This window comes from Mycolicibacterium aurum (assembly GCF_900637195.1).
GTDB lineage: Bacteria > Actinomycetota > Actinomycetes > Mycobacteriales > Mycobacteriaceae > Mycobacterium > Mycobacterium aurum.
The window spans coordinates 1,666,679-1,686,620 of the sequence record NZ_LR134356.1; the positions used below are offsets into that span (position 1 = coordinate 1,666,679).

Below are 19,942 nucleotides of genomic sequence, written 5' to 3' on the forward strand. Positions count from 1 at the left end.
CGACGGGCGAACATCAGTCCGCAAAAGTGCGATCAGTTCGTCGTTTCTGCGCAACGCACTCTCGTGGTGGCCGCGTACGGCGAATCGCGGCGGGCAACAGAGGTCGCGGTGCGCCTACCTGCGGAGTCGCTCTTTTCCCGGCGCCGTTTTTCGCTGGCCGCGTCGAGGTATCTGGGGCACGCCCGCGAGGAGACCGCGTTGCGGCACCCCCATGATCGGCTCGGCGGCGGCGCCGAGCTCGGCGAGTACGTCGTTGGCGGCCAGCACACCCGACATCGCCGAGCGCTCCATCAGCCCGGCGAGGTAGGGCAACTCCACGTAATCCCCGGCGAGCCGCAGCCCGCGCGCATCGGTGCGCACACCCGGTCGGGTCCCCGAGGATCCGGGCGGGAACGCGGGTGCGGTGGCCTCCAGCCGGTCGTGGGTGTGCAGGACCACCGCGTCGGCGGTCTCGGGCCACAGGGCGGCAAGCTCGCGGCGCATGGTCTGCGCGGCATCGTCCGCGTCGGCCAGGCGACAGGAGTAGGAGTGCAGTTCGATCACCGATCCACCCGTGGCGCGCGCCCACTGGATGCTCGGCTCCTCCAGCCGGGAGTAGACCGCGACCGAGTCGAGGTTCGGTTGTCCGCTCACCGCGCTGAACGCGGCCCGCTCAGGCGCGACATCCCGGTCCAGCCAGATGCGACTGACGGCGAAAGGGGGTGCCACGCGCAGACTTTCACACTGACCGGCGAGCAGCGGGGCGGACGCCGCAGTCACCGGCGAACGGGCGATGAGCGCACGCAGGGCCCCGGGGTCGAGAGCGAGGACGAGGTGGCGGGTGGTCAGTGCGACGTCTCCGGCGTCGACGTGCCAGCCCTGGCCGTCGGGGGCGATGCCCGACACTGCGGCGCCGAAGTGGATGCTGCCGCCGAGCTGTTCGAGGTACCGCTGCAAGGGATGCCAGATGGCCGTCGCGTGATCGGTGTTCGGCACGTCGAAGCCGATGCCCTCGGGATTGCCGAGGAAGTAGTAATGGAACATCGCCACGAGTTCGGCGGCCGAGAGTTCGCCCTGATTGCAGAAGAAGGACCGGGCGAAGGCCTCGAAGAGCATGCTGCGGGTGCGCTCGGTCATCCCGAGGCCGTCGAGAAACGTTGCCGCGTCCACGTTGTCGAGCTCGGCGACCGTGGTGGCGCGGTCGTAGGCCAGCAGCGCCCGACCCGTGTCGGGGTCGGCGTTGGTCAATTCGCGCCGACTGAGGCTCTTCGAGCGCAAAGCCAGCGCCAACAGATTCAGCGGTGGCGCGGCGGGCAGACCGGACAGGTCCTCTGCCGGCCAGGTCGCCGAGATCACCGGGTAACTGTCGACCGGCGTGAGGAACGACAGGTCGGGGTCGGCACGGCGCAGGATGGAGCGCCACGTGTAGTAGTGCCGGAAGAAGGCGTGGAATCCGTGTTCGACGTACTGCTCGCTGCCATCCGGCAGGTGCTCGGGCCAGGCCCCGAGCCGTCCACCGAGGTAGTCGTTCGCTTCGAGCACCGTGACCCGGACGCCACGTTCGGCCAAGACGATGGCGGCCGAGATGCCGGCGATGCCGCCGCCCACGACCACGGCTTCGGTGCCGGGGTCGACGGCGCGCGGCAGCAGGGGATCGGGCGTCACCAGGCGGCGGCGGTGCATCCGGAACGGCGCGGCCCGGCTGGTGAGGGCGTCGGTCATACAAGCTCCTGACGAGGGGTGGCCGTGCGCCGACGCAGCAGTGTGATGGCGAACGGTATCGCGACGGTTCCCATGATCAGTCCACCGATGATTGCGGAGCCGGGCAGGCCGAAGAAGACGAAGTGCCCCATCACCGACGAGAAGTACACCCACAGGTACAGCACCGACGCCGGCGCCGACGGGCTGTCGTCCCGGCGCAGTGTGGCGTGCAGGACGGCCATGATCAGCGTGGTGAACAGCAGCCACCCGAGGTAATTGGTCAGGGGGATGCCCGGCACCAGCGGGAGGCTGGGGGAGGGATTCGACCAGGTCCAGTGCCCTGCCGCGACCATTTGCGGGTCCAGGAACACATCCCAGGAGGTCAGTGCGACGGCGCCGATCGCGATCACCGCGGGCGCGCGGGTGGCAAGGGTGCGGGCGACCACCAGCGCAGGCCACGCCATCATGACCCAGGCCAGGGGGATCACCGCAGGCACGCCGAGGATCTGGGGACCGAGCGAGTCCGCGTAGGTGTAGGCGCCGAACGGCCACCCGGTGGCCACTCCGACGGACTCGGCGAGCAGACCGCCGCCGCCGGCAACCGCGATCAGCACGACCGCGCCCCTCACGCCGTGCACCCGAAGGACGTCGGCGACCGAGGCCAGGAAGAAAACCACCACGCTGAGCACCGTGATTCCGTTGCGCGACCCGTCGGGAATCAGCGGGTACCCGATCTGCACCGCGATGGCCGCGGCCACCAGCAGCCACACCGGTTGAATCGTCCGCAAAGACTGGACGGGCAAGGCCAACGCCACGTGTACTACCTCCGTCAGAGCAGCCAGCCTATCCTCGCGCCGCGCGCCGCCGCGTTGTGGCAGTCGCCACGAGGGCTCCGTAGAGTTCTCAGGTGCCCTCAGCGCGACTCGCCCAACCGTTGTCGAGGCTAGTCGTCACGGGTTCGTCACTGGCCTGTCTGGGCGCAGCGCACCAGCTGATCAATCAGCGGCTGTTGCGCCGCCCGCCCCAAAATCCCGCGCCGGTGACCGCCGCCGTGTCTCTGCTCGTGCCTGCCCGCGACGAAGCCCACCGTATCGAGCCCACGATCCGTTCGTTGCTGGGCCAGCGTGGTCTGTCGGACGTCGAGATCCTGGTGCTCGACGACGGCTCGACCGACGGCACCGCCGACGTCGTCACCGCGGTCGCCGCGGGCGACCCCCGGCTGCGGGTCCTGACCGGTACCGCACCGCCGGCAGGATCCCTCGGCAAGCCGCACGCGTGTGCACAGTTGGCCGACGCGGCGCGCGGCGCGATCCTGGTCTTCGTGGACGCCGACGTGGTGCTCGCGCCTGACGCGGTCGCCGCGGCGGTCGCGGTGCTCCGCGGTACCGACCCGCTGGATCTGCTCAGCCCGTGGCCACGCCAGGTCGCCACCGGGGTGTCCGGCCGCCTGATCCAGCCGCTGCTGGCGTGGTCGTGGTTGACCACGCTGCCTCTGCGCCTCGCCGAGAGGTCCGGACGGCCGTCGATGGCGGTGGCCAACGGCCAGTTCCTCGTCGTCGAGGCCGACGCCCTCGCTCGAGCCGGCGGGTGGCAGTCGGTCGCGGGAGCCGTACTCGACGACATCGCGCTGGCGCGGGCGATCCGCGCCGTCGGGGGGCGCACGGGCGTGGCCGACGGATCCGGCATCGCCACCTGCCGGATGTATGCGAACGGGCGCGAGCTGCGCGACGGCTACCGCAAATCACTGTGGGCGGCGTTCGGCTCGCCAGTCGGCGCGGTGGCGGTAGGCGCCGCGCTAGCCGTCGTCTACGTCCTGCCCGCGGTCGCTGCGGTGACGGGCTCTCGCATCGGTGCCGTCGGCTACGCCGCCGCTGTCGCCGGGCGGATGTCGGCCGCGCGCTGGTGCGCGACGCCGTCTGGGCGGCGTGCGGTGACTGATGCTGTGGCACATCCTCTTTCGGTGGTGGCGCTGCTGGGGCTGCTGGCCTCGTCGTGGGCCGGCCGCGCCACGGGCTCGCTGCGCTGGAAGGGCAGGGCCGTATGAGTCGGGTGGTGGTGATCGGGGCGGGCCTGGGCGGGCTGGCGGCTGCCGCGCGGTTGGCAGCCAACGGACACCAGGTGACGGTCTTCGAGAGTGCCCCCACCGTCGGCGGCAAGCTCGGCGTCCTCGAGCGAGACGGTTTCACCTTCGACACCGGACCGTCGTTGCTGACCCTGCCCGCCGTCCTGGAGCAGTTGTTCTCCGACACCGGTGCCCCGGCGGAGCTGGCGTTGACTGCGGTAGATCCGGCGTGCGCGTACGTCTTCGGTGACGGCACGACGCTGGTCCTTCCGCACGACGCGGCGCAGGTACCGGCGGCGCTCGACGCCGCGCTGGGCGACGGCGCGGGCGCCTCGTGGCAACGGCTGCACACCCGTTCGCGACGGCTGTGGGAACTGGTCGGTGAGCCGGTGCTGCGTCGACCGGTCTCGATGGCTGCGCTGGCCCGCATGAGCACGCGGCCCGACGATCTGCGTGCGGTGGCACCGTGGCTGACCCTCGACGGGCTCGGGCGGCGGATGCTGCCCGACGCCCGGTTGCGGACGTGGCTCAACCGATACGCGACCTATTCCGGCTCCGACCCGCGCCGCACCCCCGCAGTCCTGTCGGTGACGTCGTTCGTGGAACAGGAGTTCGGAGCCTGGTATGTGCCGGGTGGCTTGCGCCGCATCGTGGAGGCGCTCGCCGAGCGGTGCGGCGAGCTCGGCGTCGAGGTGCGCACCGGTTCGCCGGTGGAGTCCGTTCTGGTGTCCGACGGCCGGGCTGCGGGCGTGCGTGCCGACGGCCGCGACATCGCCGCCGACGTCGTGGTGAGCGCCGCCGACGCCGAAGTCCTCTACGGGCGGCTGCTGCCGCGCGGTACCGCGCGCCGTGCACAGCGCAGGGCGCGCAACAGTCCGCGTTCCATGGCGGGGTTCGTCCTGATGCTGGGCCTCGATGGGCGAAAGCCGGGCGCCGCGCACAGGGTGTACTTTCCCCGCGATTACAACGCCGAGTTCGACGCAATCTTCGGGCGCCACCCGGCGCCGGTCGCCGATCCCACCGTGTACGTGCACGCCCCCGACGATCCGGCGCTGCGCCCCGACGACGAATCGGAGGGCTGGTTCGTGCTGGTCAACGCGCCCGCGCACGATCCGGCGTATGGAGTCGACTGGGACGAGCCCGGTCTGCGCGAGCGCTACACCCAGCACATCCTCGACGTGCTGGCCGATCGCGGCGTCGACGTCCGCGACCGTATTCGGTTCACCGAGACGGTGACCCCCGCGGATCTTGAGCGGCGGGCCGGCGCGCCGGGCGGAGCGATCTACGGCACGGCCTCTCATGGGCCCCGTGCCGCGCTGCGCCGGCCGGCGAACCGCAGCCCGCTCCCGGGGCTCTATCTGGTCGGCGGCTCCGCCCACCCCGGTGGCGGCATTCCACTGGTCCTGATGTCGGCCGAGATCGTCGCCGAACTCATCGGTCCGGCGGAAACTCTGCGGGGATCGAGCGCCGCACCCCGTGCAGCAACTGCGCCATTCCGACGATCCCGACGACGGTCCACGTGACGGCCAGCGTGGTACCCCAGCTCCATCCCACGAGCGGGACACCGTTTCGGGACATCGCGGCGCCCGCCGCGGCCACCCCCACCACGATCAACCGCGTGGGGCGTTCGGCGACCGTGATCCCGCCGACGCCCGGCATACCGACCGATTGCGCGCGGGCGCGGATGTACTCCAGCAGCAGCACGAGCGTCAGGGCTGCGACCACCCACGCGGGTGGCGCGCCCAACGCCAGCAGTACGCCCCCGAGCAGCAGATCGCCGAGCCGATCGGCCACCGAGTCGATCACCGCTCCGAGCGGGCGGGCCTTGCCGGTCCGCAGCGCGACCGCGCCGTCGAGTCCGTCGAGTAGCCCGGCAGCGAGCACGAGCAGCACGGTCAGCGCGGGCCATCCCGGCCCCGCCTCGGCGGCCCACGCGCCGACCAGGGCGAGCACCCCGAACAGCGACAACACGTCGGGCGGGACCCTGGCGACCGGACCGGAGGCGAGGATCCGCACCATCGACAACCACCCGCGAACGACACGCGACGGCTGCACGCCGCCATGCAGCGCCGACCACCCCGCATCGTCGGCGTCGTCGCCGACCGGTCCCTCCGCTGTCATGAGACCAGCCTGCCAGGACCTGGCCGCACGCCGGCGAGCAACGCGGTGAGCCGAGCGCGCAAGCTGGCCTCTCAGCTGAGCAGAACCTTCCCGCGCACAGACCTCGCGCTCTGGGCGGCGGGTGCGACGTACTTCGGAGTCATCGGGTTGGTGCCGCTGGCACTGGTATCGCTGTGGGCGGCCGGATCGATCATCGGGCACGACGCGGTGAACTCCTCGATCGAGGCAGCCATCGGGGGTTTGCCCGACGGGCACGGCACTCCGGAGGCGCTGCGCACACTGACGTCGGTGGCGTTGTCGATGTCCTGGTGGCAAGTGTTGGTGGTGTTGTTCCCGGCCAGCCTGTACGGCGAGGGTCTGCGCCGTGCGTTCGTCCAATTCTCCTCGGAGCCGGACAAACTCACCGGTTGGCGGGGACGGGCCGGACTTCTCGGCGTCGCCGCTGTGGCCCCGTTCCTGGTGCTGGCGGTGCTCTACTCCGCGCCCTACATCGCACCGCTCTACGCCGGCAAAGGCTGGTCGCTGGTGTGGGGTGTGTTCGTCGGCTTCCACGTCGTCTGGATAGCGGTCTCGACAGCGCTGCTCGGTGTGTACGGACTCATCGCGCCGGGCCGGTATCGTCCGAAAGCCTTGGTGCTGGGCGCATTCGGCACCGGCGCCGTTCTTGCCGGCTTCCTGCAGGGGTTCGTCCTCTTTCTCGCGATTCCGATCGAGTGGTCGGCACCGTTCGGCGGTCTCCCGATCATCGGAGCGGTGTCGGCACTGGCGTTGTGGCTGTACCTGGTCCACATCCTGGTGCTGTGCGGTTTCCGGGTCACCGTGGTGCTGGACGGAACGCTTCAGCGCTGAATCGCCGAGTCACGTTTCCGCAGGCACATAACTGGCTCTTAAGTTCCTGACAGCGAGCACCTAGCGGCGCACTGCACGCTTCTGCTGCGCGCCGGCGCCGACGCGTACGGCCGCCGAGGCCGTCGTTGCGTTGTCTCGCCACAGGAGAGGGGCGTCATGCTTGATGCCGTACGTCCGTATGCCACTGTAGGTGTTGCGCTGGTCGGCGCCACCGTGATCGCCGCGACACCGATCCAGCCACCGCACAACCAGACTCGATCGTCGGACGCCCTCTACAGCCTGGTCGCGGCGACCACCACCACTGGCGAGGCGTGCACCGGCTACTACACCGACGGCTGCGACATCTCCGCCGAGCAGACCTATACGCCGGTCGAGTTGGACCACGAGGGCGGGTCGATCTGGAACATCCCCGCCAACATCGTCAACGCCTTGATCAGCATTCCGCGCGCCTACGTCGACGCCGTCAACGATCTGTCGTATTCGCTGGAGGTCACCGGCAGCTGGTGGGTCTACACCCCGACCAACGTGCTGGGCTACGATCCGGCGGATCCGGCGAAGATCGCGGCCGTGCTGAACCTGCTGATCCCGTTCGAGGCGTTGTCGAACCCCCTGGGAGAGTTGGTCGCCTGGCTCGCGAAGGCGAATCTGCCGATGAACGCGGGCTGCACCGGCACCGCGTCGCCGGCGTGCGAGGACGTGGGGGCGATCCTCAGCGGGATGTTCCAGGTGTCGATCTGGGATCTCTTCACGGGCTACACCTTTCCCGAGGTCATCAACCCGGTCAGTGATGCAGAGGGCGCTGCCGGCGAACCCATCGACGGCGAAGAGGGCGAGGAGGTTGCGTGGTCGGGCGCCACAGTCCAGATCAACCCGCTGGATTCGGTGTACAGCGTCATCAACTATCTGCTGGCCGATCCCGAGGAGAATGCGCCGGAAGCGGTCACCCTCACCGAACTCGTCGAGACGGTATCGCGGCTCGGGGCGGCGCTGTGGGAGGACTTCTACCCCTTCGTGCCCGGAAGTTGGCTGTGGAAAGGTTATCCGTACACGCTGGTGACCGATCTGATCACGCCCTTCGTCAGCATCCTCTGCCCCGACTGCGATCCCGAGCACCCCGAGGATCCGACTCCGTTCGACGGCGAACTGCCGCCCAGCAGTGAGGACGGCGAGGCTGATGCCGGTTCGACGTCACTGCTGGCCGCCGGGGTACAGGCGGTCGATGCAGTCGCACCGGCGACCTCAGAGCCTGCAGCCGCAGCAGTAGATGTCGCAGACGTCGAAACAATGGCCGTGCAAGGCCTTCTGGCGAAGTTCGCCACGCCGTCAGAGGGTGACGCCGGCGAGCAGCCGGACAGCCCCGACATAGATCCAGTCACGGCAGCGGACGGTCCCGAGGTCGACACGGACGTCCCGGCGGAGTCGGAACCTGTCGACGAGGAGGACGCAGCGGAGTCCGAACCGACGGAAGCCGATGCGGGCGAGATGTCGACAACCGATGACGACGAGGACTCCTCGGCGACGGACGCTGACACGACGTCGGCAGCGCCCAGCAGCGACAAGTCCGACGACTCGACAACATCGGCTGGCCAGAGCCACGGCGGCAGCGAAAGCGGAGGAGACACAGGTGAATAGCAACAGGCGTGGCCGGCACCGGCGGATTCGGGCGACGGGGAACGGCGGACGCGGGAGCGTGCCGAACGGTGCGAGGCGCGTCGCAGTGGCGGTCGCCGCAATGCCGCTGGCCGCCCTACCGTTGACCCTCGGCATCACAACGCCGTCCGCTGCGGCAGCGGCACTCATCGGGGACGACGCCGCCACCGTTCTGACGCATGGCCCGACCCCGTGGGCGATGGCGGACAACCTCAGCGGGGCGCTGTGCGCAGAACCGAAGGTGTGCCGCGAGGTCTCGTACCAATGGATCATCTCCCTCGGCGAAACGGAAGTGGGCGTCGACACGAACGTGGAGACCCTCGACTACGCGATCAAAAATCTGACTGCTGACGGTGCCGGTGACAAGAAGATCGTCTACGCGTTCAGCGGTGGTGCACGGGTGGCGTCGGTGTGGCTGCAGGATCACGCCGACGACGTCGATGCCCCCGACGCCGACGATCTGACGCTCGTGCTCATCGGCAATGGAGGGCGCAAATACGGCGGTGTCAACGGGTGGTGGTACGGCGACACACTGCTGACCCCGACGGACACCCAGTACTCGGTGGTGGACGTGGCACGGGAATACGATCCGATTGCGGACTTCCCGGACGACCCGTTCAATGTGGTGGCACTGGCGAACGCGCTGGCGGCCTTTTATTACGTACACCTGGACTACTCCGACGTCGATCTCGACGACGGAGGAAACTATGTGTGGACTGAGGGAAACACCACCTACGTGTTCGTCCCGACCGAGAATCTGCCACTGCTGCAGGGACTTCGAGACCTGGGCCTGGATTCGCTGGCCGACCGATGGGAAGGGTCGCTGCGCGACATCATCGATCAGGCGTATGACCGCGACTATCTGGAGGGGGTCGAGCCGCAGGGCGGCCTGAGCGACGACGTGGGCACCGCGGAGATCACCGAGGTGAGCTCTCTGCGAACGTCACTGAGCACCAGCGAGGCGGTCGGCGCCGACGCTCCGTCTGCCGATGGCGTGCCATCAGACGTCGAGCCGGACCCGTCCACGGTAGACGAGGCAGAGTCTTCGGATACCCTCGGCGACACCGAAGCCGATGACGACGCCGCCGCCGCGGAGGGGATGGCGACCGAGGTTGCGGATCCACATGAGGAAAGCGTCGACGACAGCGAGCTTGTCGACACACCACGCTCGGCCGTCAAGGACCGCACCGTCGAGACCGGCGCCGACGACGCCGAGTCGTCGGCGGAGACCGGTGACGCACCGGACGCGGCGCCCAGTGCGGATTCAGCGAGCGAGTCGACGTCCTCGACAGCCTCAGACGAGGATTGACGCCGGATCCACATGCTGCGCCCATCGTGCTGCCAGCTAGCTCCCATGAGTCGTATCTACCGTTAATTGTCGGTAGGACAACAACTTTCAGAGGAGAACGTCGATGACGCCACGGATCACCGCTCGTATCGCAGTCGTCACTGCAGCCGCGTGCACGACTGTCGGGCTGGCTGCGCTGAGCCTTGGCGCAGGTGTTGCAGGTGCTCAACCGCCGCTCCCGCCGCCCGGCCCGGGCGGCGCCGGCCCGGGGCTCTGTCTTCCGTTACTGCCGTGCCCGGGCGGACCTGGCGGTGGTCCCGGATTGGGTGGTCTGAGTATCGGCCCCGGAGGTCCTGGCATACCCGGTCCTGGGCTGGGTGGTTTGGGCATCGGATTCGGCGGATCCGGTCCAGTCGGTCCGGCGGGACCCGGCGTCGGTCCGGGGGGTGGCCCCGGCGTTCCGCCATGGCGGCTCTGATCACGTACTAGTGGCACGGGCGGGCGTAGCGCGTATCAGCTATGTCCGCCCGAAGCCGTGTCACTGTCCATCACGGCGACGCTCTCGTTGCGCGGATCACGTAGCGAACGAGGTCGGCCTCGTGGTTGCTGCCGTCGGCGAATTGCGCCTGACGTGCGCTATCCACATTCCGCTTCACGAATATGTCGAATGCGGCAACGGCGTCTCGGGCATTTCGAAGTGCCGCGTATTCGATGTCGTCGCTGAGGCTCTTGCTTGTTGCCAGGTAGTCGTAGTATTCGGCCATGCTTCTGAAAGACTTCATCTATACTCGCAGACCCATCGCTCGCAGCGGTGTTGTCAGACAAGCCATTTCGGCTCAGACGAATAGATGGTCAGCGGACGCTAGCGGCTCACTCCAGTCGGCGGCGGAATGCACGGCCGACTGGCAACCTGACCTGGCTGTGATATCAACACGCCGAGGATAACTGACTCAGATCCGCGATAAGCAAGAAATTCGTCATAATTTGGCCGGCGCGCGGAGTTCGGGGTGTGTACCTGCCGGAGGGTCGCCGACCGGCGCAGGTAGATGGTGCCGGCGCCGGACCGCCGCGCCAAATCGACGAACACGTCAGGATTCGGTAATCGCCGTCCACGGGTGCTCATCGCGAGGGTGTGGTTCGCTGGACGGGGCCCCCGTCGCGGCCGGGTCTCCGGCTGCCCGTTTGCCGGTCGAGCCGTTCGGGTGCACCGTCGACACGACCCCAGGGAGGTAGCCCGTGGACCTGCGAGCACAGGTGTCGCAATTGAGCCCCGAGGCGCGCGCGGCGCTCGCGCACCGCATCAAGGCGCGGCTGGCCCAGGACGACCAGCCGGCTGCCGAGCACGACGTGAGCATCGTCGGCGGCGGTACCGCAGCACTCACCTTGGCGCTGGAGATCCGACAGGCTCGTCCGGCCACCCGGGTCCTGGTCATCGAGCCGAACGCCCACCCCGTTCCCGAGGTCACCCACACTGTCGGCGAATCGACGGTGGAAGTCTCGGCGCACTACCTACGCGACCGCATCGGTATGGGCGAGCACCTGAAAACCTCGCAGATCCGCAAGATGGGCCTGCGGATGTTCTTCTCCCACGACGGGAATACCGACATCGCGAAACGCATGGAGCTCGGGAGCTCCTCGTTCGTTCCGCAGGTCACCTACCAGCTCGATCGCGGACGGCTGGAAAACGAGCTCTACGAACGCTGCCTGGCAGCGGGCATCGACGTCGCCGCCGGCCGGGTCCGCTCGGTCGAGCTCGGGGCCGACAAGGCGGCGCACACGATCACCTATCAGAACGGCGAGGCCGACGCCGAGACCACCACCTCGCGGTGGGTGGTCGACGCGTCGGGCCGCAACCGGTTGCTGCCCCGTCAACTCGACCTCAAGCGAGCCAACGACCACCAGTGCAACGCCGCGTGGCTACGCGTGGCCACGGAGATCGACGTCGGCCGATGGAGTAACGACCCCGAGTACCGGAGCCGCCTCGTCGAGGGCGACCGGGCGATGTCGACGAACCACCTCATGGGCGAGGGCTACTGGGTCTGGCTTATCCGGCTGGCATCCGGCGCCACCAGCGTCGGGATCGTCGCCGACCCGGCGTTCCATGACTTCGATGGCTTCAACACCTTGGCCAAAGCGACAGCGTGGCTGCGCGAGCACGAACCGCAGTGCGCAGACGTGTTGGACGAGCATGCGCACCTCATCCGGGACTTCCGGGTCATGAAGAAGTACAGCCACGGCGTCACCAAGATGTTCGACGGCACGGAGCGCTGGTGCCTCACCGGTGACGCCGGGGTCTTCCTCGACCCGCTGTACTCCTCGGGCCTGGATCTGGTCGCCATCGGCAATGGGTTGATCACCGACATGATCACCCGCGACCTCGATGGTGACGACGTGGTGGCCCGAGCGCAGATCAGTGACTCGTTGTTTCGGTCCCTCACCGATATGTGGCTCGCCATCTACCAGGATCAGTACGCCGTGATGGGCGCACCAACCGTGATGACCGCCAAAGTGATCTGGGACGTCGCCTTCTACTGGGGATTCGTCGGCTTTCTGTACACCAACGACCGCTTCGTGCGCGTCGCCGACGATCCCGACTTCGTGCCGTACCTCGAAGGACTCATCGCCCTGAGCAATCGGGTGCAGCTGTTCTTCCGAGAGTGGGCCGCCATCGAGACCGGTTCGTCGACTGTGCCGTTCGTCGACCTGTATTCACCATTGAACTTCATGGTGTCCCTGCACACCGCGATGATGGAGAAAAGTTCGAACTTTGCCGAGCAATTCGATGGAAACGCCCGATTGCTGCGCCAACTGGCCGGTCAGCTCGTCGAGACTGTCCTGGCGGAGAAATCGGCGATGTTCGACCATGACGGGATCATGCAGCAAGTGCAGGCCTGGCAACGAGATTCGCTGCTGCGTGAGCTTCGGTCGACGTACCGCCGAGAGCAGGCCGTCAACCCACTCAGCGGTACCTGGATTGTTCCGACCGCGTCGGTTCTGCAACCATCCTGACCGAGGGTGCGAATGCAGAGGATGACCATGCCCACCGAAATGCCCACCGAAAAGGCCGCTGAGATCAACGAGCCGCTGGCGATCGTCGGCATCGGTTGCCGTCTGCCCGGCGATGCCGATTCCGCTGACGCCCTGTGGAAGCTGGTGTGCGACGGTGTCGACGCCACTCGTGAGGTGCCTGAAACGCGCTGGCACGCAGCGCGATTCCACGATCCTCACGCGTCCAAGGTCGGTAAGATCGTCACCAAGCGTGGCGGCTTCCTTGATGAGATCGACCAGTTCGACGCGCAGTTCTTCGGGATTTCCCCTCGCGAGGCGCATTCACTCGACCCCCAGCAGCGTCTACTGCTGCACACCACCTGGGAGGCACTGGAGGACGCCGGTATACCTGCAGACACGCTAGCGGGCACCGATGTCGGGGTGTTCGTCGGCGGCTTCACGCTGGACTATCAACTGCTGCAGAACCTGAGCCGCGCCAGCCGCTACCGGTTCAAGCCGCACTCGGCCACCGGAATGATGATGACGATGCTGGCGAACCGCATCTCGCACGCATTCGACTTTCGCGGGCCCAGTATGTCGATCGACACCGCCTGCTCCAGCTCACTGGTCGCGGTGCACCTTGCCGCGCAAAGCATCTGGAGCGGGGAATGCCACCTCGCCCTTGCCGGGGGCGTCAACATCATGGTCGGCCCCAATACCGCGATCGCGGAGTCCAAGAGCGGATTCCTCAGTCCGGACGGCCGATCCAAGGCCTTCGACGACTCCGCCGACGGATACGCCCGCGGCGAGGGCGGCGGGGTTGTCGTCCTCAAACCGCTGGCGCGGGCGCTCGACGACGGCGACCAGATCTACGCGCAGGTCCTCGGGACCGCGGTGTCCCAGGACGGCCACACCGACGGCATCACGGTGCCGCGGGAGGACGCTCAGCACGCGGCCATCACCACGGCTCTGCAGCGGGCCGGTATCGACCCCGCGGACGTCGGGTACGTCGAAGCGCACGGGACCGGGACGGCTCTGGGCGATCCGATCGAGATGCGGGCACTCGCGGGCGCGCTGACCGCGGAGCGTACCGCCGCGCGTCCGCTCATCATCGGCTCGGTCAAGACCAACATCGGGCACCTCGAGGCCGGCGCCGGAGTGGCCGGACTGATCAAGGGCGCGTTGGTGGCCAAGAACGGCTACATTCCGCCGACCGTGCACTTCCGGACTCCGACCCGGCACGTGTCCCTGTCCGAACTCAAGATCGACATATCCGGCACCGGCCGGCCGTTCCCGGACTGCGAGCGGCGCGTGGTCGGGGTGAACTCGTTCGGCTTCGGCGGCACGAACGCCCATGTGGTGCTTGCCGAACCGCCGCGTGAGACCCGCGACTCACCGTCGGCCGGTGAACCCGCTGCGGCGCCGCTGCTTCTGCCGATCTCCGCACGCAGCGACGAAGCCCTCGCCGCCACAGCCGGACGGTTGGCCGTGTTCCTCGACGCCCACCCCGGTGCCTCCCTGGGATCACTGGCCTACACCCTCAGTCGGCGACGTGCTCACCTCAGCCACCGGCACGCCGTCATCGCCGACAGCATCACCGAGGCGCGGGACCAGCTTCACGCCCTCGCCGACGGCGGGCAGATCTCCAGTGGCCGCACCGCTTCCGCCACACCCAAACTCGCCTTCGTGTGCACCGGCATGGGGCCGCAGTGGTGGCGGATGTGCCGAGGGCTGCTCGACGTCTTTCCCGTGTTCACCGACAGCATTCTGCGCACCGATCGGGAGCTCAGCCGCTACGCCGACTGGTCCCTGATCGACGAGCTCCGCTGCGACGACGAAGCCCGTTCCCGCATGGCGGAGACTCAGATCGCCCAGCCTGCGAACTTCGCCATTCAGATCGCACTTGCCGCGCAGCTTGCGCACTTCGGCATCACCCCGGACGCGGTGATCGGCCACAGCGCAGGCGAGGTGGCCGCCCACCATCTCGCAGGTGTGCTCAGCTTCGAGCAAGCCGTCGAGGTGATCTATCACCGGAGCCGACTGCAGCAGCGCACCAGCGGGCAGGGCAGGATGCTCGCCGTCGGCCTCGACGCCGACGCGCTGATGTCGGCGATCACGGGCGAGCTCGGTGCGGAGATCGGGCGGCGGGTATCGGTGGCCGCCATCAACAGTCCGTCCGCGGTGACCATCGCCGGCGACGGTGATCTGCTCGACGACATCTCCCGCCAGCTCGACGACGCCGGCGTCTTCACCCGGTACCTGTCCGGTGATGTGCCGTACCACACGCACTACATGGATGCGGTGAGAGAGGACCTGCTGACCGCTTTCGACGGACTGTCCTCGGCGCCGGCCACGATCCCACTGTATTCGACCGTGACCGGAGAACAGCTCGACAGCTATGACGCCGGAGCCGCCTACTGGTGGCAGAACACCCGCGCCACCGTCCTCTTCGAACCGGCGATGCGCCGGATGCTCGACGACGGGTACAGCCACTTCCTCGAGCTGGGTCCGCACCCCGTCCTTGCTGCTTCGATGCTCGAAACTGCAGGAGTGCAACGCATTTCGGTCACTGCAGTGCAGCGGCGTCAGCAGGACGACATTCGGACCTTCCTCGGTTGCCTCGGCGAATTGCACGGCGGCGGCCACGAGATCGCCTGGCAGGCCGTCCACCCGAGCGACGGGGAGGGCATGCTCAAGCTCCCGCGCTACCCGTGGCAGACCAAGCGCTACTGGAATGACACCCAGGAAGCGACGGAGTACCTGTTCTACGCACCCGTGCATCCCCTTCTCGGGCAGTCGGTGGCCGCGGTGCATCCCACCTGGGAAGCCGAGTTGAGCACCGTGCTGAATCCCTTTCTCGGCGATCACCGAGTGCAGGGCAGCCTGGTCCTACCCGGCGCCGTGTACATCGAGATGGCCCTGGCGGCAGCCAAAGCCACCTATGGGTCGAACCACAGCGTGGACAACCTGGTGCTGCACCGCGCGGTCATCCTCGACGACACCTGCGACCCGATTCTGCGGACCGTCCTCAACGAGGACGACGGCACTCTTGAATTCTCGGCCTTCACGGCCGTCGCCGACGGCGAGCTCAAGTGGACGGTCACGGCGACCGCGGAACTGAACACGCTGTCCGCCCGCCGCACGACAGCACCGGCGCCAGCACCCGAAGAGGCGGTCACGTCGATCGGTGGTGACGACTTCTACGCCCGCACCGCGGATCTCGGATTCGATTACGGCGCCGCGTTCCGCTCGGTCTCCGGCGTCACCGCCGGCCACGACTGGGCACTCGCCGAGCTCGAGATCCCCGAAGGCCTTCTCGACGAGGTCGGCGAGTACCGATTCCATCCCGCACTGATCGACGGTGCCTTTCAAACCCTGTTCGGTGCACCATTTCTCGGACAGGAGGAAAACGCAGACCCGTACCTGCCGACCGGGATCCGCCGCTGCGCGGTGTACGGCTCACCCGAAAAGCGCATGACGGTACGCGTCGACGTGCTGTCGGCGACACCGGAACAGGTGGAGTGCAACCTCGCGATCGTGGGCCAGTCGGGGAGCCCGCTCGTCGTGATCGACGGTTTCACCGTGCAATCGCTGGCGGCGTCGTCCCGCATGTCGCCGGACCGCATCGACAAGGGCATTCTCGACATCCAATGGTGCGCCATGGACGACGACGCGGACGGTGAGCGCGAACCGGTTTCGGACGATCGGTCCTGGCTCGTGCTCGACGACGAGTCCGGTGTCGGAGCAGCGCTGGCGGCAGAACTGCGCCGGCGCGGACAGCGTGCACAGACCGTCGGACACCGATCGGTCAGCACACTCACCGACACCGACGGCGGCTGGCTGATGGACCCTCGGCGCCCCGAACAGGTGGGCCAGCTCATCGCGGCGCACCTCGACAGTGACCACGACCTCGCCGGCATCATCAACTGTTGGCCGCTGGACATCACCTCGCCCGACGATGCCGACGCCAACAACCAGTTGGGCGCGTTCACCATCCTGCGGCTGGTCAAGACGCTCGCCGAGAACGACGCCGTCAAGCCCCGCATGTACCTCGTGACGTCCAACACGCAGCCGACGCCCGGCAGTGAGGTACGGGCGGTCGACCAGGCCGCCCTGTGGGGTCTGGGACGGGTGATCGGTCACCAGGAATTCGCCGAGTACTGGGGCGGGCTCATCGACATTGACGACGCGGACGACCGGACTCAGACGGTCGGCCGTATCTGCCGGCACATCCTCGATGACGAGCCAGAAGATCAGATCGCGATCCGGGGCACCACGACGCTCGTCCCGCGTCTGCGCCCCTGCAGCACGTTGACCAAACCCTTTCCCACCAAGCTCACCCCTGATGCCACCTACGTGATCACCGGTGGTGCAGGAGCTCTCGGCCGCGTCGCGGCCACCTTCCTCGCCGAACGTGGTGCGCGGCATCTCACGCTGCTGAACAGGCGCGCCGTCCCACCCCGCGACCGCTGGGCGGCGCTCGGCGCTGACGATCCGCACTATGCGACCGTCGAGACCGTCCGCGCGATCGAGCGGCTCGGTGTCACCGTCCGCGTCTGTAGCGTCGATATCACCGACGCAGAGCAAGTAGACGACTGGCTCACCACGCATGCGGCCAGCGGTGGCCGGCCCGTCCGTGGCCTCATCCATGCCGCAGGAGCGGTGCACGACCAGCTGCTGGTCAACATGAGCGAGGATGCCTTCGACAAGGTGACCGCCCCCAAGATCATCGGAACACGAGTGCTGCACAACGCGTTCCGGGACCACGATATGGAGTTCTTCGTGATGTTCGGGTCGGCCGGATCGACCATAGCCTCGCCTGGCCAGGGCAACTACGCCGCCGCCAACGCGTTCCTCGACGCGTTCGCCCACCACCGGCGGGCGGCCGGCCTCCCGGCGCTGACCATCGGGTGGGGTCCGTGGTCGGTGGGAATGGTCGAAGAGCTCGGGCTGGAGAAGCTGTACGCGCAGCGTGGCATCGACCTGATCACTCCTGCTGTCGGCGTGCGAATCCTCGACCGGCTGCTCAATCAGGAGCCGCCCGCAGTGGTGGCGATCAGCGCTGACTGGAACCGCGCCCGCCAGGCCGGGCTCGGCGGACGTCTGCCCCTGATGTTCTCGGACCTGCGGTCCTCCGAGGGGGATTCTGCTGATCTGGCCTCCGACGGGTCGATACTCTCGGTACTTGCCTCGACGCCGGAGGCGGAGCGGTCGCCCTTCATCGCCGACCACGTTCGTGGTCTGGTCGCCGCGGTGTTCGATTGTGGCAAGGATGATTTCGCCTCCGACGACCTGCTGGAGGATATCGGCCTCGACTCCATGATGGCGATGGAGTTCCGGGTGCGGATCAACATGGCGTTCTCGATCGACCTGCCCGTGTTGGAGATACTCAGAGGCGTCAGCGTGAATTCGCTGTCGGATCGGATCCTCGACGAGTTGCACTCCATCCACGGAGAAGCGCCCGCGGCCGAAGTAGAACCGGCGTCACCCACCGGCGAGGAGGAAGTCGACCGCCTGGTGGACGGGTTGTCAGACGCCGACTTGCTGGAACTGCTCGGCGAACTGGAGGCCAACGGCGACGGCGCGGCGGGGGAGACGCATTCGTGAGCTCCGAGGGCGCTGTCCGCGTCCGCGGTCTGTCGAAGAGTTACGGGCGCCGGCTCGCGGTGCGGGAGCTGGATCTCGATGTCGCGTACGGCGAGATCTTCGCAATTCTGGGCCCCAACGGCGCGGGCAAATCGACGACCATCGAGATTCTCGAAGGCCACCGCAAGCGTGATGCGGGACAGGTGAGCGTGCTCGGCGAGGATCCCGGAACTGCGGGACGCAGCTGGCGCGCGAGAATCGGCATCGTGCTGCAGGAGAGCAGCGACTTCGGAATGCTGACCGTGCTGGAGACGGCGCGCATGTTCGCGAAATGCTATGGAAGGGCCCGTGTCCCCGAGGAGCTCCTGGCACTCGTCGGGCTGGAAGCGACAGCCGAGTCCAGGGTCAGAACCCTGTCCGGGGGTCAGCGACGCCGGCTCGATGTCGCGCTGGGAATCATCGCCGAGCCCGATCTGGTGTTCCTGGACGAACCCACCACAGGTTTCGATCCGCAGGCGCGGCACCAGTTCTGGGATCTCATCAGACTGCTGGCTGTGGACGGCACCACCATCGTGCTCACCACCCACTACCTCGAAGAGGCGGCCGCGCTGGCAGATCGCGTCGCGGTGATCACCGACGGACGGGTGGCGGCGGTGGATTCCCCGGCCCGGTTGACCGCGCACGTGAACACCGCCGCGACCGTGCGCTGGATGGAGGACGGCGTTCTGCGTGAGGTGGAGACAGACCGGCCGACGGAATGGATCCGGCAGCGCTCCGCCGACGGCGCGGAACTCGCCGAACTCACCGTGTCGCGGCCCACGCTCGAAGACGCGTATCTGCAGTTGATCGGGCAGGCGTGATGGCCATCGAACCTGCACAGGCCGCCGACGCGGCCAGACACCGGGCCCCAGCCTCGGATCAAGCGCTGCCGTCGGCGGTGCGTATCGGCTTCTCGCGGGTGATCCCCGAGCTGAAGATGTTCTATCGGCGGCCTGAGCAACTGGCCCTGACCTTCTCGATGCCGGCAGTCATCTGCCTGCTGCTCGGCTCCATATTCTCGGACAAGATACCCGGCACCCAGACCAGCACCGGTGCCGTCATCGCCGCGAGCATGCTGGCCTACGGAATTCTGTCGACCTCGTTCATCAACCTGGGCATCGGCATCGCGGCCGACCGTGACACCGGCGCGCTCCGACGGCTGCGCGGTACCCCGGCCACCGCGTCGTCCTACTTCATCGGCAAGATCATGCTGGTCGCGATCGCCAGCATCGCCGAGGCCGTCATCATCGTGGCCCTGGGGGTGTGGGCTTTCGGACTTCACCTACCCACCTCGCCGGCGGGATGGTTCACCCTCACATGGGTTTTCGTCCTCGGCATCATCAGCTGCTCGCTGCTGGGCATTCTCGTCAGCAACTACGCCAGCAACGCCGTCTCGGCGGCCGTTCTCACCAATGGCCCTGCTGTGGGCCTGCAATTCGTGTCAGGAACCTACGTGCCGTTGATGGCACTTCCGACGTGGATGCTGGTCGTCGGATCCATCTTTCCGGTCAAGTGGATGGCGCAGGGGTTCCGGTCGGTGCTGCTTCCGCCTCAGATGATGGCAGTCGAACCGGCCGGTACCTGGGAGCACGGCCGCATCTTTCTGGTGCTGGCTGCATGGAGCATCGGCGGTCTGATCGCCTGTCTCTACGTCTTCCGATGGTCGGACAGGGACTGAT

Annotated in this window: 13 protein-coding genes; 9 read left to right on the top strand and 4 right to left on the bottom strand. The window is 67.7% G+C overall.

Annotation, left to right across the window (positions count from 1 at the left end; genetic code table 11):
• Positions 1–114 precede the first annotated feature (114 nt).
• Both EL337_RS07955 and EL337_RS07960 read right to left on the bottom strand, forming a co-directional pair.
• Positions 115–1,701: an FAD-dependent oxidoreductase gene (locus EL337_RS07955; RefSeq protein WP_083442937.1), complete on the bottom strand. Its 1,587-nt coding sequence runs from the start codon at positions 1,699–1,701 to the stop codon at positions 115–117.
• Positions 1,698–2,495: a carotenoid biosynthesis protein gene (locus EL337_RS07960; RefSeq protein WP_048630456.1), complete on the bottom strand. Its 798-nt coding sequence runs from the start codon at positions 2,493–2,495 to the stop codon at positions 1,698–1,700. The genes EL337_RS07955 and EL337_RS07960 overlap by 4 nt, the downstream gene beginning before the upstream one ends.
• A gap of 92 nt (positions 2,496–2,587) precedes the next feature.
• On the opposite strand from EL337_RS07960, the gene EL337_RS07965 reads away from it, so the two are divergent.
• Both EL337_RS07965 and EL337_RS07970 read left to right on the top strand, forming a co-directional pair.
• Entirely contained in the window at positions 2,588–3,724 is a 1,137-nt protein-coding gene (locus EL337_RS07965; RefSeq protein WP_197724203.1) for a glycosyltransferase family 2 protein, read from the top strand.
• Positions 3,721–5,265, top strand: a complete 1,545-nt coding sequence (locus tag EL337_RS07970) for a phytoene desaturase family protein (protein WP_083442967.1) — start codon at positions 3,721–3,723, stop codon at positions 5,263–5,265. Before EL337_RS07965 ends, EL337_RS07970 begins: the two co-directional genes overlap by 4 nt.
• Here EL337_RS07970 and EL337_RS07975 read toward each other — a convergent pair.
• Positions 5,174–5,863: a CDP-alcohol phosphatidyltransferase family protein gene (locus tag EL337_RS07975; RefSeq protein WP_083442968.1), complete on the bottom strand. Its 690-nt coding sequence runs from the start codon at positions 5,861–5,863 to the stop codon at positions 5,174–5,176. The genes EL337_RS07970 and EL337_RS07975 overlap by 92 nt on opposite strands.
• Before the next feature lie 45 nt (positions 5,864–5,908).
• Here EL337_RS07975 and EL337_RS07980 point away from each other — a divergent pair, with 45 nt between their 5' ends.
• From EL337_RS07980 to EL337_RS07990, 3 genes are all read left to right on the top strand, one after another.
• Complete coding sequence (locus EL337_RS07980; protein WP_157866286.1) at positions 5,909–6,712, top strand: YhjD/YihY/BrkB family envelope integrity protein; 804 nt, start codon at positions 5,909–5,911, stop codon at positions 6,710–6,712.
• A gap of 156 nt (positions 6,713–6,868) precedes the next feature.
• Positions 6,869–8,344 carry a hypothetical protein gene (locus EL337_RS07985; RefSeq protein ID WP_053086807.1) on the top strand — a complete coding sequence of 492 codons (1,476 nt, stop codon included), beginning with the start codon at positions 6,869–6,871 and terminating at the stop codon, positions 8,342–8,344.
• An 85-nt stretch (positions 8,345–8,429) separates the two neighbouring features.
• Positions 8,430–9,671, top strand: coding sequence for a PE-PPE domain-containing protein (locus tag EL337_RS07990; protein WP_232786692.1), 1,242 nt, complete (start codon positions 8,430–8,432; stop codon positions 9,669–9,671).
• A 527-nt stretch (positions 9,672–10,198) separates the two neighbouring features.
• Here the strand turns inward: EL337_RS07990 and EL337_RS08000 are convergent.
• Positions 10,199–10,414 carry a hypothetical protein gene (locus tag EL337_RS08000; protein WP_048630459.1) on the bottom strand — a complete coding sequence of 72 codons (216 nt, stop codon included), beginning with the start codon at positions 10,412–10,414 and terminating at the stop codon, positions 10,199–10,201.
• Between the two features lie 472 nt (positions 10,415–10,886).
• Here EL337_RS08000 and EL337_RS08005 point away from each other — a divergent pair, with 472 nt between their 5' ends.
• The 4 genes from EL337_RS08005 to EL337_RS08020 are packed head-to-tail and all read left to right on the top strand — an operon-like array spanning position 10,887 to position 19,941.
• Positions 10,887–12,659: an NAD(P)/FAD-dependent oxidoreductase gene (locus EL337_RS08005; RefSeq protein ID WP_197724204.1), complete on the top strand. Its 1,773-nt coding sequence runs from the start codon at positions 10,887–10,889 to the stop codon at positions 12,657–12,659.
• A 21-nt stretch (positions 12,660–12,680) separates the two neighbouring features.
• Positions 12,681–18,245: a type I polyketide synthase gene (locus tag EL337_RS08010; protein WP_232786693.1), complete on the top strand. Its 5,565-nt coding sequence runs from the start codon at positions 12,681–12,683 to the stop codon at positions 18,243–18,245.
• Positions 18,242–19,084, top strand: coding sequence for an ABC transporter ATP-binding protein (locus EL337_RS08015; RefSeq protein ID WP_048630460.1), 843 nt, complete (start codon positions 18,242–18,244; stop codon positions 19,082–19,084). Before EL337_RS08010 ends, EL337_RS08015 begins: the two co-directional genes overlap by 4 nt.
• Positions 19,084–19,941, top strand: a complete 858-nt coding sequence (locus EL337_RS08020; RefSeq protein WP_048630461.1) for an ABC transporter permease — start codon at positions 19,084–19,086, stop codon at positions 19,939–19,941. The genes EL337_RS08015 and EL337_RS08020 overlap by 1 nt, the downstream gene beginning before the upstream one ends.
• Position 19,942 lies beyond the last annotated feature (1 nt).